We start from the raw sequence: 15,406 nt of genomic DNA on the forward strand, positions 1-15,406 counted from the left end.
TCATCGGGTTATTAAATCGCATTTTATGCAACATAGCACTTGCTTGCAGCACATAAAAATGGGCGACTTACAAGGAACGGCTTCCATTCCTAGGAAACCCTTTTCTTTATTTTGACCACTTATTTCTGCTGCGCTAACAAGATCAAATAGGCCTCCATATTTAAATAGCCCTTGAACAATGGATGTTTACTTGATTGCAAGGCATCAGCATTATTATTTTTGTCAAGCTTTAACTTTACTTCCCATTCATCAGGTATTCCATCTCCATCCGAATCCATCGGTAGATCGGCAGATTCAAATCTGCCCAACCCGCCATTTTCCAAAGGAAGATCCGATTCGCGATAGGTATAAAATCCGAGTGTGCCTTTGCTCTGTAATTCATGAATTAAAAAAGCATCAACCTGATCTCTTTGGGGCAAGGTGGCACCGACATGATCAATCAAATAGGAATACGCTTTTTTAGCGCTCATTTTGGGTCTCAAGGTGGGGTAGGTCTCGTAGAAGCCGGCTGTTTTAAAATTATCTGCAGCTAGCCCCGGGTACCAAGCTTCTGTAGCCTCAATTAATTCCCCGTCTAGCTTACCATTCTGATTATTGTCAAAATAATTACCCGACTGATAGAGATTAAAGTTGCCGTTTCCTCTAGAAAATGGAGTTCTTTTCGTCTTTGGGGTTGACGGCCCTCCCACAAAATAATTATTTAATATGGTCACGTTAGACTCTCCGGAGGATTCACCACCAAGAATGTAAGCATCAGCAGATACGCTATGATTAGGATAGGTTGTATTAGCGTTTCCAAAGTTATAAACAACATTATTGACAAATTCGTTAATGCCTTTCACTTTCGGATTTCTGGTCTTGTTGCTATGATATAATGATTTGATAATCGATATTTTTCCTCCTGTCTGTATCAAGCCGCCTGCAGAGTGATTGTGACGCTGTAAACCTTGACCAATAATCGAATTTTGAATGGTAATACTATCAGGCTCATTCCCTTTATTATCCCAGTTAATGGAAAATACCTCATCCAAGCCCCAAGTGAAAGACATATGATCGAGCATGATATTTTTTCCGTTGGCAATACCGGATGCATCGTCACTTTTCCCGGCACCCGCATTGGCGCCGAGCCTGATCCTCACGAAGCGCGCAATCGTCCCATTTGAGCCAGAAAAAGAAACTTTCCTTCCATATACAACCACACCATCGCCTGGCGCCGTATGCCCGGCAATGGTGGTGTTTGCAGCAACAGCTAGATTAGATTTTAATTTAATGATTCCGGATACGTTAAACAACACAAAACGTCCAGGCTTGCTCACAGCATCACGAAACGAGCCTGCACCGCTGTCATCCAGATTTGTTACAAAATAAACGCTTGGTGTTGCTGCCCCTCTGGCGCCGGTAGCAAAACGGCCAAAACCTTCTGCCCCAGGAAAAGCAAGTAGCCTTCCGTCCTCAGTTGTAGCATTACTTTCAGCCCATTCAATCCATTCCAATCTGGAAACAAGTGTATCTTTGGAACAAGAAAGAAGAATCATAGCCAAAGCGCCAAAAGAAAATAGACACTGTCTTTTCATAATGATAAGATTTTCAAGCCAGCCAGTGCTGGCTTTGGGTTTATAATTGTTATATATTGGTTTACACAATATTACACAATGCAACCGGTTTCATCATCCTGTACTGTACTGTTGTATGTCAAAAGGACACCAGGTATTGTATCTTGTTTTCTCCTATTTTTTGTGCTTTGTTACTATCCGTGCGTTTTCCGGTAAGAAGGTCGGTTCCCAGCCATCCAACACCTTCTCTTTTGTATATTGCTCTGCTTCGGCATCGGTCAGCTGATGTGACCAGCTAACTCGGCTGTTTATATGAGCTCCTTCACCACGACTTTTATATTCAGCATAATAAGCCGTCTTTTCATTCTCAGGATTTCCCCAATTATGCCAACCCTGCGGCCGAATATGTTTTCCCATTTCAGTATTCATAAAGACGACTTTTGCGTAAGGACGCCAAGGTCGACCCAACCATACCTCTGAGACATTGTTTGCAGCGGTTAATTTACAGTCGACAAAGACATAACCATAGTGCTGCTCATCCGGAGTAGAAGCAGCGGTAATATAGCCACCGGTACGGTTGCTATGAACCTGGCATCTGGAAAACACGGTCGTAGATCCTCCAAACATAAAATCCACAGAGCCTTCTATATAGCAATTTTCCAACAGGGACTTTGTTCCATTGTGTCCGTACCAGGTATCCTGATAGCCCAACATTTTACAATCATTGAAGGCGGACCTAGGTGCGTCGATATATAAAGCGACCGCTTGTCCGGCATCCATGCCCGCAGAATTGGCAAAGGTAAGTCTTTCACCAACAAACTGATCTCCTTTTATATATACGGAGCGGGAATCTGCTGTTCCATATGTACCACCATCAGGTTTAGTTTTACCACTGTAATTGTCAAATGTCAAGATAGTCGTTTCTTTATCTTCACCTATCAGGTGAATAAGGGGTTTATTTTGTGGTATTTCAATGATTTCTTTATAGGTACCGGATTTGATATAGATATAAAAGGGTTGTGCTCCATTGACTGGAGCTGCATGAATGGCTTCCTGTACAGAAAGATAATCTCCGGTACCATCTTTTGCTACAACAATATCCGGTACGAAATCTTCTTTGGGCATCGCTGCAGTAGTGAATGTCTTTACCTGCTTTTTGGAGGTTAGCGATGGCGATGTAAGGTTTATGCTCCGCAGTCTGACTGTATAAGCTGTATTTGCTTCCAAGTCCTCAAAAGTATATTTGGTGTTCTTTATCGTATCGGACTGCCTCAAAGTTGAGACAAAAGAAGGTCCTATTGAAAGTTCAGCAAAATATCCGTCAGCACCAGTAATGGGATTCCAGCTGACGGCTGCTTGATTATGCTGGCTTTCAATATGTATCTCCTGGGGGCCTTCTAACTCAGAAAGCATTTGTTGATTATACAGCATTTCATTTTTGCAGGAAGGAAGGAATAGGATACAATTGAAATAGACCGCACTATTGATCCAATGTAAGATTTGATTTTTCATCGAACTAAAATTTAATATAAATGTTTTACCAAACTATTTAGATATACCTCTACGTTATCATAGCCCGGGCTCAAATCCCTATCATTTGCATTTGGTTTGTTCGGATCCAACTTGTTGGCGGTCTCCCAAGCATCTGGCATGCCGTCCCCATCGCTGTCTTTTAGAACTGTTCCTTGTTTGAGTTGAGGCCATCCACCAACATCGTCTTGTGAGTCAATAATGCCATTTCGGCTCCGCTCATCGCCACTAGATCCATTCGCCGTAAAATTCCCATTCTTAACTGTATTTATAATCCGGATGTCAGCATCATCCCGTACGAGTGAGGCGCCTACTTTCTCCAGAACGGTATGATAAGCTTGTTCAGCTGATTCGGTTTTCACATTATCTTCAATCGGCAAAGCTGCTGTCAACTGGATGGCACTTAGCGTAGCTGCGTCCAATATGCCATATTTTGCATTGAATTGATTCGCTACGGCATTTGTCCAGTTATCGGAATTAGCCAGAACATTCCCTTCAATGAAGTTTCCCTGAACATAAAATTCTCCCCATTTGTTGTAAATGGGCGAAGCCTCATTTTTTAGATATTTATCGATGGATACTATTCTGCCACGAACACCAGACCGCGTAGCAGGACCGGGTTTATAATAATTATTAACGATATTGACATGCATCGCTTCACCACCATAACCGCTATTGCTTGCCCAATTGTAGAAAACATTATTTCTAATATCAACGAGATCCGTCAATGCATACGCGGATCCTTCCCGCTCTCCTAAGCGTGGATTCCGGCTGTCATGATGCGCTACCAGATTGTGATGAAATGTCGCTTTCTTTCCACCCCAAATGGCACCATAACCATGTGCTCCTTTGGCATGTGCTGACAAACGTAAACTTTCAGCGACAATACACCATTGCATGGTGAAGTTATCGTTATTATAAAATGATGCACATTCATCTGTAGACCAACTCATCGAACAATGGTCAACCAGTATATTTTTGCGTTCAAAACCACCTATCGCATCCCCCTCAACCTGTTTTCGGTCCCCCATCCGGAAACGCAAAAATCGGACGACAATGTTATCGGCTTTTATGCTAACCGGATAATCCTGCAGGCAAATTCCATCTCCAGGAGCGGACTGCCCGGCGATAGTCACATCACCATTCTTGATATCCAGATTACTCTTCAGCACGATATTGCCGGACACTTCAAAGACGATAATACGTGCCCCGGTCTGATCTAAGGCTTCGCGCAGGCTCCCCGGCCCCGCGTCATTCAGGTTGATCACTTTGATGACCCGACCACCCCGACCACCTGTAACCTGGCGTGCAAAGCCTTCGGCCCCGGGGAAAGCATATATCGGCTCCACAGCAACAGCTCCTGTCTGAAAGGATTTGTATATGCTCCGCGATGTAAATGCTGGATTATCCTGATCTATCGCCCTAATCCGTAAGGTATAATCTGTCTTGGGTTTTAAATCAGCAAAAGCATATTGCTCATTTTGAATAGTATCGCTGGAGTAAGCTGCCTTACCGAAGGAGGTTCCTTCCGCCAATTGTAGGAAATAGCCATCTGCCATCGGATCCTTCGTCCAGCTAAAATTTGCCTTTGTTCCTTCGACCTGCACATTTAGATTCGAAGGATCCGCCAAAACTCCCCCGTTATCGGGCTGCTGTACAATGGATTTTGAGCATGCGGCATACATGCTAACCGTAGTTAACAGTAGTACTGTTGATAATTTCATCATGTTAAGTAAGGTTTAAATGGGGTATAGCTATATAGGAATCGGTTATTCTCATGGTCTCCAACGTGGATCTCCGGCATTGTCTTTTCCGGCAAAGCCGTTATCTTTAATCTTGAAGTTGCCCGCTTCTGGATCTGTAAATAAATCCGTACTTTTCTTGGAATAATCAAGTGTGGACAGCGGAATTAAATCAGACGCCTCCTTCCAGGTAAAATCGGCCGTACGGTAATTTCCGCCTGCAGTAATCTGTGTACTTGGATTGATTCTTATGCTGCCTAATGTTTTGTTTGTCGCATTTGGTTCTGTGGTCTTCGGATCACCGAATATCACACCCTTGATCTCAAGCCCGCCGGTAATGGTATTTGTGGTACCGCCAAAATCGATAACGTTCTTCCCGGCAAGCGGGACACGATAAAATGTGCTGTTCAAAACTCTGTAAACGCCGCTGGCGTTATTTTTACTGGCTAGAAATAGCTCTGTATTATAAACAGTTGAATTTTCGAATGTGATATTATTGACTGCAGACTTGTTATCATCGACTGTCAGCACTCCATATCCACCTATGTTAAACAAGATACAATTGGAAAAAGTCTGCTGCCCAACAGTGATCCCCCCTCTGTACCTAGTTACCCCGCGCACATCGTGTATGATACAGTTTTCAAAAGAAAATAGATCGATAGTTGCCATTGTATTTGGATTGAAAATATATTTACCAGCTGCATCATTACTAAATATTTCGAGGTCAACAAAGGAAAGCTTAGCTATCGTGCTATTGGCTGTAATACCAAAATTAGATACTCCACTGATGGACAATTGTGCTTTGATCTTGATCAATGGATTATCTTCGGACATTACTGTCACTGATTTACTGAAATTAACAGCGGTCGATATTTCGTATGTGGCTCCCTTTTTCAATAAGATGGTCGCCCCTGCACTGGCATTTGAGATCACATCCCCCAAATCAACACTCGCAGGGTTTTCTTTACTCAAATCGATGATTTCACCACTCAGCGGATCTTTTGTCGTGTAACTGTTTTCACCTCTGAATTTCTCACCGCTATAAAGCGCCACACGATAGGCCGTTGCTGCTTTTAGATTTTCGATCAGGACCCAGGCATCGCTGATATTTTGCGGTGTTAATACAATGGTCTGAACAAGCGTTTCGGGAGTAGATTCGGCAGTTGCCTGAAAAACCTTGACCGTTGTCACGGCATCACCTTCGTTTTTCCACTTAAACAGAATGCGGTTCACCCCGGCATCCGATGAAACCGGATTAATGACGATCGTAGGAAACCGCGGAGTCTTTATTTCACCGAAATCCGCGGGTCTCGAATTTTTAGCAGCATCCGTAGGATGTAGCGTGGTTACACGAACTTGATACAATTGCTCCCAAAGCAGGTCGTCTACCGTTCCAGCTGTTGTGTCTACGACATCGATTGATTTTGCTACTGTTTTAAAAGTATCTACGCTAACTTCAACTTTATAACCGCCTGCACCCTCACTTTCCTGCCAGGCAACATCAATATAATTACCGGTGGCTACGAGTGCTCCCTTCATAGAGGGTCTAAACAATCGCGGAGCATCACCGTCCAGCTCCGCGGTCCATTCTTTTTTACAGCCCGACAGGAGTAGTATCACTGTGCCCAAAAGCATAATCGAGTGGATTAAATATGATATACGTTTCATCTTAAATACGTTTTTGTTTTCCATCAATCCGATGGAAAATAACCTGATTAAAAATTATAGCCTTCATTTTTTAATGTCCCCAAACTGCTGGTCACAGTGGAACTATGCAAGGGTAATATATAGGGCGCAGGGGCCATTCCTGTATCGTCCTTATATCCCCGCCATGAGCGCAAGATGTAATCCGCGGCACGCTTTTCTTTATCGTTGTATAGCGCTTTAAGCCAAGTCAGATTAGTATATCCATCCGGGTTATCCCCCTTTGAAGGACTGTCTTTTAACTTAGGTGGCACAACGACCTGTTTAAACAATCCACCATACCATTCGATTGTTTTGTCTGCTTTCAAACGATAGTAAAGATTCCCCGGTAGAATTGCATATGGGCCTGCTCCATTAAAGGTGTTTTCGCCTATCTCCATCAGTTTTTTACGATTTTCGGCAATTTTTTTACCAAATAGATTCCATCGGATTAAATCATAATGACGAATGCATTCACCGCCCAGCTCCCAAGCGCGTTCATCAACTATCGCATTGAAAAAGGTGCCTTTACTTCCCGAAACCTGAGTCACATATTGATCGACCTTATTCGTCCATGTTGCTGCTGAAAAGGCACGTTGCCGTACTTTTTTCAATGCCTCTTGGGCCTCGAGCGTCGGACCATTCAGCTCATTCTCACTTTCGGCATACATCAATATAACATCCGATAAACGCATAATAGGCCAATTTATCCCGGTTCCTTTAGCAGAATTGGAACCCGATGGTGTCGGCATAAGCATTCTATTCCATTTGCCTATACCTATTCCCGTCGCACTGATCGTTGCTTGCTCTAGCTTAGAATTATATTTGACGAACGCTGCTGTTTTGGATAATCTGGTATCCAGGGTGTCAAAACTATATACATATGCCGGATTATAGGGCATATAACTCGACCCAGATCCATAAGGATGTTCTCCAGCATCAACCGCAACGCCAATATTCCACCCCACATCGCCAAAGCCCGGAGCAAAAGCGACTTCAAAAAGCACGTCAGTTTTACTGTCAACAATCCATTTGCTTTGATTATCGAAAATATCTGCGAATTTTGGATTTAACGAATGTCCTGACTCATCCATCACTTTTTTACTATACTCTTTTGCAATTTGATAATAGGTCAGATAATCGTCTTTACGCTTCATAGTCATATCAGGATATAGCCAATAACCTCCTCTACATAAAGCTAATCGGGCAATTAAGCCTTGCGTAAATTCTCGATTTACAGATTCGACACCATAGCTCAGCTGGGAAGCTGGTTTCATACTCGACTCAATACCGATAAGGTCTTGAATCAAGGTACTTAAAATTGTATCCCGTCCAGTTCGCGACAGGTATAAATTATCTCCCCCTTGCGTAGGTTTTAATTTGAACGGGACATCCCCCCAGTAATTGACCAACCAATAGTACCATAGCGCGCGGAGCGCTTTAGCTTCACCTAGCAGCTGCTTCATGTCGGCATGATGGGCAATAGGAGACTGTTCAATTCCTTCGATAGCCAAATTTGCACGGTTAATCGCATTATAGGCGTTGTTCCAAACCGTCCGGATATCGCCGTTACCATCCGTAGCTTCCATGGACCAGATATCCCTTCTCGAGTTTTCCGGTGCAGCTCCCACTCCGCCAACTTCAATGTCCGTATTGGGAATAAACGCATTGGAAAGCCGGGAGGTAAAAGCATCTTGATTAAATAAAGCGTAGATGCTACTCACTCCTTTGGTTGCATCGCTCACATTGGCATAGATCGTCTCTTGTGTAAAATTTGATGGCGAATCCGTATCTAGAAACTTCTCACAGGAGATCAGTCCCAGTGAAATAATTAAAGCTATATATCTTGATTTTTTAAAATATTTTCTCATGGTGTTCTTATTTAAAATTGACATTCAAACCGAACGTAAAGGTTCTACTTTTTGGATAGGCAGAATAATCCACACCCGGTGTTAACGCAGCATATGCGCTGCTTCGGGTAGTTGAGACTTCAGGATCATATCCGGAATACTTGGTCCATACAAAAGCATTGTAAACAGTAGCAAAGAGACGCAAAGAGGCTATTCCAACGCGTGAGGTCAGTTGCTTGGGCAAGGTATAGCCTAAAGTTACATAGGAAAGCCGCAGGAATGAGCCATCCTCAATGGCATCGGAAGTTAATACAGGAGATGCTGTGCCCATCGAAAATGGCGACCATACTTTGGCATCTTTATTCAGTGCTGCAAGTTCGTCCAAGCCTGTTACCAACTCCCCGGCATTATTGATATACTTAAAGCGGTCATGGGAATTCATCCGATCGGAAATATTACCAAATGTCGTTCTATAGAGCATATTATACTGTATACGCCCCGAATTATAGATGTCATTTCCGTAAACCCAGTTAAAAAAAGTACTTAAGTCAAAACTTTTATAGCGGCCGTTGAATCCTACTCCACCGGAATGTTTAGGTAAAGCATTTCCAATCACCTGCCTATCCCCTTCAGCTGTTATGAGACCATCTCCATTGAGATCTTTAAGCTTCATCGTTCCTGGCCTAATGCCCAATGTTCCGCCAAGTATACCCTGCGACGAAGCGATTCCATCCTTAAGGGTATAGGAACTACCACCATTGTAAGATTCAAAATCATTTGATGTATAGAAACCGTCGGCAACATATCCATAAATTTGCCCGATGGTTTCACCTACATTAAAAAGGTAATCATCTTGCGATTTAAGGTCCGTACCCGCCCAATTGGATTGCAAAACTCGTCTATTATTGCCGTCAAGTTTGTCAATTTTCGGAATATTACGACCTATATTGAACGAGAGCGTCAATCCATAATCCTGCTTTTCGATCAGTGGTGCTGTGAGCCCTATTTCAATACCCTTGTTGCTCGTTTCTCCAAGATTGATCAATTGCTTGGTAAAACCATTATAAGGTGGGATTTCATTGTCGATAATTAAATCTTTTGTTGTGTTTTTGTAGATATCAATGATGGCCGAAAGCTTATTGTTAAAAAGGCTGAAATCTAAGCCTAAATTACGCGAGACTGTTGTTTCCCATTTTAGATTGGGATTTGGCAAAGAAGAATTTAAGATATTGTAATACGTCTGATTAATATCCCCGGCGCCATAAGGCCGATTTTGGCTAGGTCCGTATAACATTCGCCAGGAATCGTTGGCGATCCGGTTATTTCCTGCCTGGCCGTAGCTCAAACGTAGCTTTAGGTCATTGATAAAACTCACATCCTTCAAAAAATCTTCTTCTTTCACCTTCCAGGCCAAAGAGGCCGAAGGGAAGTAGCCCCATCTTTTGGTCGGTGCAAATTTGCTACTGCCGTCGGCACGTAATGTTGCATAGAGAATATAACGATCTAAATAGGAATAGTTTGCACGGCCAAAAAAGGACACAAAATCTTCGCCACGGACTTTATATGTTTCCATGCGTTCAGGTGTCCCCAAAGCCATATTCGAAAATAAAGCCTCTGGCGTTACATTTTCGTTGAAATATTTGGCCCGGTTCAAGCTGGTATTACCCGTGGTAAAACTCAATTCATGTCCCAGTAAGAGATTTAAATTATGTTTTTTATCCTTGAGAGCTGTATAGTTAGCGGTATTCACAAAACGATAAATGCTTGCATTGGATAAATCAATTTGACCTAAAGGCAAATTCAAACCCACATTCCGGGATTCTCCGGTCAGCGGGCCCCAGTAGCGTTTGCTATCACCTCCACGCAGGGTGATTGCAGCCTCGGAACGAAGGTTCAGATTTTTTAATGGGTTATAGGTAATGGCCGCCCCGAAACTAAAATCACGGGTTTTCCGCTGCCGGTAATCCTGTTTGGCGAGTTCAACAGGGTTGATCAGACTACGAAGAAAATTATCGTAATCGTCTTCGCCGTCGACTATTGTAGTAGGATCGATAACCATATGATCCACCAAACCATTGATCGGCCTGGTCTGGATACCATCTGAAATACGGACGCTCGAAGTTCCCGATGTTCCGGCGCCATCGATCACATTATTGGTATACCGGGCGGAAAGATCCAATTTGAGGTTTTTGTACAATTCATGGTTCAATTTGAAATTAAAGTAGTATCGTTTTTGTCCAGAATTGAGCATTAGCCCTTCGTCCTTGTTATAGGTATTGTTAAAGCCCCATTTGGTTTTCTCTGTCCCCCCGGAGATGGAAAGGTTATGCTGGCTGGAACGCACAGCACCACCGAAAAGTTCGTTTTGCCAATTGGTACCCGCTTGATATTTGTAGAGTTCCAGGTCATCATATTCGCCAAAGAATTTTTTAAAATTGGTATACTCGCTCGACGTTGTTCCGCGAATCATTCCATATTCATAATGCAGGAGGGCAAATTCATAGGGTGAGAGTACCCCCAATTCCTTGGGCATATACTTACTTTGAAAAAAGTTATTATAATTGATGCTGGTCTTGCCAGCCTTTGGTGTCTTGGTGGTGACAATAACGACACCATTTGCTCCTTTGGAACCATAAATTGCTGTTGATGAGGCATCTTTTAGTACATCAATGGATTCGATATCCGAAGCAGAGATATCGTTGAGGTTATTAACAATAAAACCATCGACAATGTAAAGGGGGGCATTATCTTGCGTAATTGAGCCACCTCCGCGTACTCGAATAACGATCTCTGCCCCCGGAGCACCATCCACTGTGGTGACCTGTACTCCCGGCAGCCGGCCAGTTAATGCTTCGGCAACATTGACCACAGGCGCTTTCTCCAATTCCTTTCCTTTGATCGAACTCACTGCACCGGCAAGATCCTTACGTGAAACAGTACCATAGCCAATGACAACAACCTCATCAAGTCCACGGGCATCTTCCTGTAGGGTCACAACAATATTATTGCCGATTGCAGCGGGCTTTTCAGCTCGAATAAATCCTACAGAAGAAAAAACTAGGGTATCCTGGAGAGAGCCAACGGCAATAGTGTATTGTCCATCTTTATTGGTACTTGCCTGCTTGCTTTTTCCTTTTATGCTGACCGTTACCCCCGACATCGGTCTTGCATCAGGACCATAGACTGTCCCCACAATTTTCTTTTCCTGCGCCAAGGCGACTTGTGCCACAGAAATCAGAAACAACAAGGTTTTGATTTTTCTCATAATTAAGTTACTATTATTAAATTGGTTATTATTTTATTCGTGAATTACTTCACAGCAGTGTTAGCTGTTATCGTTGCTTTTTAATATCGATTCGTAATTCTTCTAATAAAATTTACAGCAAATTTCAATTGGTTATTCTTGCAATTCGTATAAACAATATTAACTGAAAACAGGCTTGATACCATAGAATGGTGCGATTAAAATTACGCAAACGATGCCGGCAACGTTTGCAGGACAGTTCAGGACAGTCGATGGTAACAACCGGTTGCACGTTAGATTTAAAAACATATCAAAGTTAAGACAAGATGAATCACACCATGTATCGTCGGATATTTCACCAAAGATTAAAGATGCATCTGCGTTAAAAAATCCAGAATGGATCTAGGAAATATTCTTCTGAATAAAAAAGGCGTAATCAGATTTGATTGCGCCTTTTTGTGAAATAGTCCTGTCAATAAAAGTTTAGAATATCAACTTGGAGTATCACTCTATTTTTTTGCAAGTTTATAAATTTCAGTTCCTGCCAACAGGAAACAACCTAGCCCATAATCTTCAAAATCCGGAACTTTATCGACAGTAACAGGCTGTCCATCTTTAGGTTCTTTCCCTGTCGATTGTATGTATCCTAAAAAGCCATTTGGTTGCAGTGACTCCTTCGAAATTGCATTCCATCCCCTTTCCACTGCTGGTAAAAAATCTTTTTTCGCCAAATGCCCTGTATTTATTCCCCAAGCCATTCCATAAACAAACAATGCAGTACCCGAAGCTTCTTTTCCGCCAAAATGATTCGGGTCGTGCAAGCTCACATTCCAGAAACCATCTGTTCTTTGTAATGGACGCAATGCTTCCGCTAACTTTTGGAAATCATCCAGATACTCCATATAATGTGCATCTGTCTTAGGTAGTTCCTGAAGCACCAGGGCCAGTGCTGCGAGCACCCAGCCATTTCCGCGTGCCCAGTAACAGTCTTCACCATTAGGTTCAGCATAGGGCGGTATAAAATCCTTATCGCGCCACCACAGGTTGTCTTTCGGATTAAATAGACCATGCCCTCCTTCCTGATATTTAATATGACTATACATCTTATACATATAGTCAAAATATTTAGTATCGTTTAACGTTACGCCCAGTTTGACAAAGATCGGCATCGCCATTTGGATCGCATCGATCCAAGTCCAGTCATCATATCGGCCACTATTGATGACAGAGTCTATATTTGCTTTGATCGCTGCCAGACGTTCAGGTTTCGGATCAATGCGATATAGATCAATATAAGTCATCCCACAATTTTGATTATCGGCATGTCGTGTATAAACTTCACCACGAACAGGTTTCCAATGATGTTTTTCACCCCACTCTACTGCATAATCATAATATCGTTTCTGTTTATCGATCTTGTAGAAGGCCATCAGTCCCTCATAGTACACACCACGGGTCCAAATATTGGCCGGTCTTTCTTTATTTGTAATGATGGTTTTAACAGGGTCTGGCCATTTACGCATAAAATAATCATTCGCAGAACGCAACTCACGCACAATCGTTGACTTAGCGGGCAATTCCTGAGCAATTGTTGCTACCGTTCCACACCCCAAAAGCAATAGTAATATTATTTTCTTCATCTATTAAGGCATTTTTTTAAATCCTTCTTTTTTTATAACCCATGAACCGTCTTTTGGAAACCCGGGTAAATCACTGTTGGAAGCGTCCCAACCTTCAAGCATCATCGCTACGGCCGTCAGCACCCCACCATTGCCTGGCAAATAGATTCGCAGGCGTCCATCTTGATAATTGTGACCATTTTTGAGATAAGTATTGGTTTGGATATTCATAAATAATGCATCCAGCGCTTTATTGGGAAGATTCAGACGGGCAGCATTCATGGCCGTCATCGGGAAATCCCAACCCCAGGTTTTTTCCCAATGCCATTTCTTTAAAACGACATCCAGCGTATTTTTCATTATATCTTTATTCAGCTTCGGAGATTCAGGAACCATCCCCAATGCACCGAGTACCGCAGGATGGTCTGTCATCCAACGATCGTAAGTATAAGAATCGGGAGCAGTTTCAGTGGCCAAGTAGACCTTGTCTTTACTTGGTAAGGGTGCCAATTTTTCAATCACTTCATCCCATTTCTTAACCCTGGACTCACCTAATCTTTCTTTCCATTGTTGGGCTATACGAAGTGCCCAATCCCAATAAGCAACCTCATAAGTCGGATTCATCGTCTCGGAAGCTTTAAAAACTTCTTGCGCGGGAATAACTCCTTTTCCTACATTATATCGACCTGTGGCCTGGTCATAATGTGCAAAGTCAGCCATAAATTCAGCTGTCGCAAACACCAAATCCTTGTATTTTTTTAAAACAGCCAAGTCCTTTTTATCCCTGTATGCCAATTCCGTCATATAGATAATATGCGGCTGTTGCCAAACTAGAAATGCTGCTACCGACGAAGGACTTTCATTACCTTCATTATCAGACATTTTGACCCATCGGACGCCTTGATAACCTTGCCGCTTTGCAAGCTCCCTCGCTTTTTCAAAAGTCCGAAAGTAATAGTCCAATGTTTTTTCCATGATGTCGGCTCGTCCCCACAATGCAAAATGTACGGCGTGCCACCAATGCATTTCTGTATGCGGCTTCCCAAACCAACTATTAAAGGTAAGTCCTGTCTCTTGTGGCGGATTGCTTCCCCCGCATTGGACTTTTGTCAAATATTGAGATAGCACCACTCTCCTTTCCAATTCATTGGCCCTGGGGTCTGTACTTCCTGCAAAGTCAACGGCAGCACCGCTTTCCCAAAAATTCTTCCAGAATGCTGTACTTTCACCGGCCGCATCAAGATAATTGTGGGCTTCATTATCGAATTTATTTTTCGGTGCAAATGCAAAAGAAAAATCAAATTCCTTTAGTCCCGCTGCTGGTTGGTACACGAAATAGTGTGGATCTGTATTTTTTATCGTTCCTTGGGAATAATCGAGTTTCGTAAAATAGTCTGTCCCCTGCAACTGATGATTTATCAATGTAACATTTGCCGATTGCGTTACGATCGTAGTTTTATGATTATCCGCCTGATCATAATTAGTCCCTTCATCCAAAAATTTCCCACTTGGGTAAGGATAGTGTATAAATATTTTAAGCCTTTTTTGTGCTATCAATGGCGAAGCGACATGGACAGCGATACGGTCATTACCTTGATACGATGCGGTTTTTACAGAAACCGGTTCTCCTTCAATTCGAAATTCACTTGTGACAATACCGGTCCAAAGATCCAGCTGCTGTCGAATATGCTCTATATCCTGAACGGCTGCCCGTTGGCCATTTTTCAGATAAAGCTCCAGGCCAACGTTCCCCAATTGTAAACGATGTTTGTTTTCTCTAAAGTAGTTTACAGCCTCCACATTACGCGCTGGCTCTTTCAGTTGGATACTATATTTTGCATCCCGCCCTTCGTTGTTAAAGTCGTAGGATTTTAATGTTTCCTCAAATTTATAGTTCTTTGTATTAGGAAAGGAATCCCATCCCCACTCGGACTGTGTCCCCAAAGAAACACCATTTTTATAATATATAGGAAACGATTGCATCCCAGTAGCATCAACAGTATAGGCAAAGGCACCGTTACCTACGGTAAGTGAGGCCAGGGTATCCATTGCTTGATTGGAGACATTATGTCTTCTGACAACGCTCTCCCGATTAATTTTTGTTTCCTGTTGTGCCTTGCTCAACATAGGGTATATTATGCTCGCAAGGGCAATGAAAATAATGTTATATTTCTTTTTCATTTAT

8 protein-coding genes are annotated in these 15,406 nt (G+C 42.6%); all 8 read right to left on the bottom strand.

Annotated elements, in window-relative coordinates:
• Positions 1-119 precede the first annotated feature (119 nt).
• Positions 120-1,574: a pectate lyase family protein gene (locus D7322_RS00800; RefSeq protein WP_245971214.1), complete on the bottom strand. Its 1,455-nt coding sequence runs from the start codon at positions 1,572-1,574 to the stop codon at positions 120-122.
• 153 nt (positions 1,575-1,727) lie between these two features.
• Entirely contained in the window at positions 1,728-3,065 is a 1,338-nt protein-coding gene (locus D7322_RS00805) for a pectinesterase family protein (protein ID WP_121120583.1), read from the bottom strand.
• 11 nt (positions 3,066-3,076) lie between these two features.
• Entirely contained in the window at positions 3,077-4,810 is a 1,734-nt protein-coding gene (locus tag D7322_RS00810; RefSeq protein WP_121120584.1) for a fibronectin type III domain-containing protein, read from the bottom strand.
• A gap of 48 nt (positions 4,811-4,858) precedes the next feature.
• The gene (locus D7322_RS00815) at positions 4,859-6,493 is read right to left on the bottom strand and encodes a DUF4957 domain-containing protein (RefSeq protein WP_183078573.1); all 1,635 of its coding nucleotides are present in this window, start codon (positions 6,491-6,493) and stop codon (positions 4,859-4,861) included.
• A gap of 47 nt (positions 6,494-6,540) precedes the next feature.
• Positions 6,541-8,379, bottom strand: coding sequence for a RagB/SusD family nutrient uptake outer membrane protein (locus D7322_RS00820; protein WP_121121210.1), 1,839 nt, complete (start codon positions 8,377-8,379; stop codon positions 6,541-6,543).
• Positions 8,380-8,386: 7 nt separating this feature from the next.
• Positions 8,387-11,623 (bottom strand): SusC/RagA family TonB-linked outer membrane protein, encoded by a 3,237-nt coding sequence (locus D7322_RS00825; RefSeq protein WP_121120586.1) that lies wholly within the window; start codon positions 11,621-11,623, stop codon positions 8,387-8,389.
• A 488-nt stretch (positions 11,624-12,111) separates the two neighbouring features.
• A complete protein-coding gene (locus tag D7322_RS00830) occupies positions 12,112-13,242 on the bottom strand; it encodes a glycoside hydrolase family 88/105 protein (protein ID WP_121120587.1) in 1,131 nt (376 codons plus the stop codon).
• Between the two features lie 3 nt (positions 13,243-13,245).
• Positions 13,246-15,402: a hypothetical protein gene (locus tag D7322_RS00835; protein WP_121120588.1), complete on the bottom strand. Its 2,157-nt coding sequence runs from the start codon at positions 15,400-15,402 to the stop codon at positions 13,246-13,248.
• Between the last annotated feature and the right edge of the window lie 4 nt (positions 15,403-15,406).

This window comes from Sphingobacterium puteale (assembly GCF_003627955.1).
GTDB classification, from domain to species: Bacteria; Bacteroidota; Bacteroidia; order Sphingobacteriales; family Sphingobacteriaceae; genus Sphingobacterium; species Sphingobacterium puteale.

Coding starts and splice junctions, on each gene's coding strand:
- D7322_RS00800 (WP_245971214.1), bottom strand. CDS start 1,574: ATGAAAAGACAGTGTCTATTTTCTTTTGGCGCTTTGGCTATGATTCTT.
- D7322_RS00805 (WP_121120583.1), bottom strand. CDS start 3,065: ATGAAAAATCAAATCTTACATTGGATCAATAGTGCGGTCTATTTCAAT.
- D7322_RS00810 (WP_121120584.1), bottom strand. CDS start 4,810: ATGATGAAATTATCAACAGTACTACTGTTAACTACGGTTAGCATGTAT.
- D7322_RS00815 (WP_183078573.1), bottom strand. CDS start 6,493: ATGAAACGTATATCATATTTAATCCACTCGATTATGCTTTTGGGCACA.
- D7322_RS00820 (WP_121121210.1), bottom strand. CDS start 8,379: ATGAGAAAATATTTTAAAAAATCAAGATATATAGCTTTAATTATTTCA.
- D7322_RS00825 (WP_121120586.1), bottom strand. CDS start 11,623: ATGAGAAAAATCAAAACCTTGTTGTTTCTGATTTCTGTGGCACAAGTC.
- D7322_RS00830 (WP_121120587.1), bottom strand. CDS start 13,242: ATGAAGAAAATAATATTACTATTGCTTTTGGGGTGTGGAACGGTAGCA.
- D7322_RS00835 (WP_121120588.1), bottom strand. CDS start 15,402: ATGAAAAAGAAATATAACATTATTTTCATTGCCCTTGCGAGCATAATA.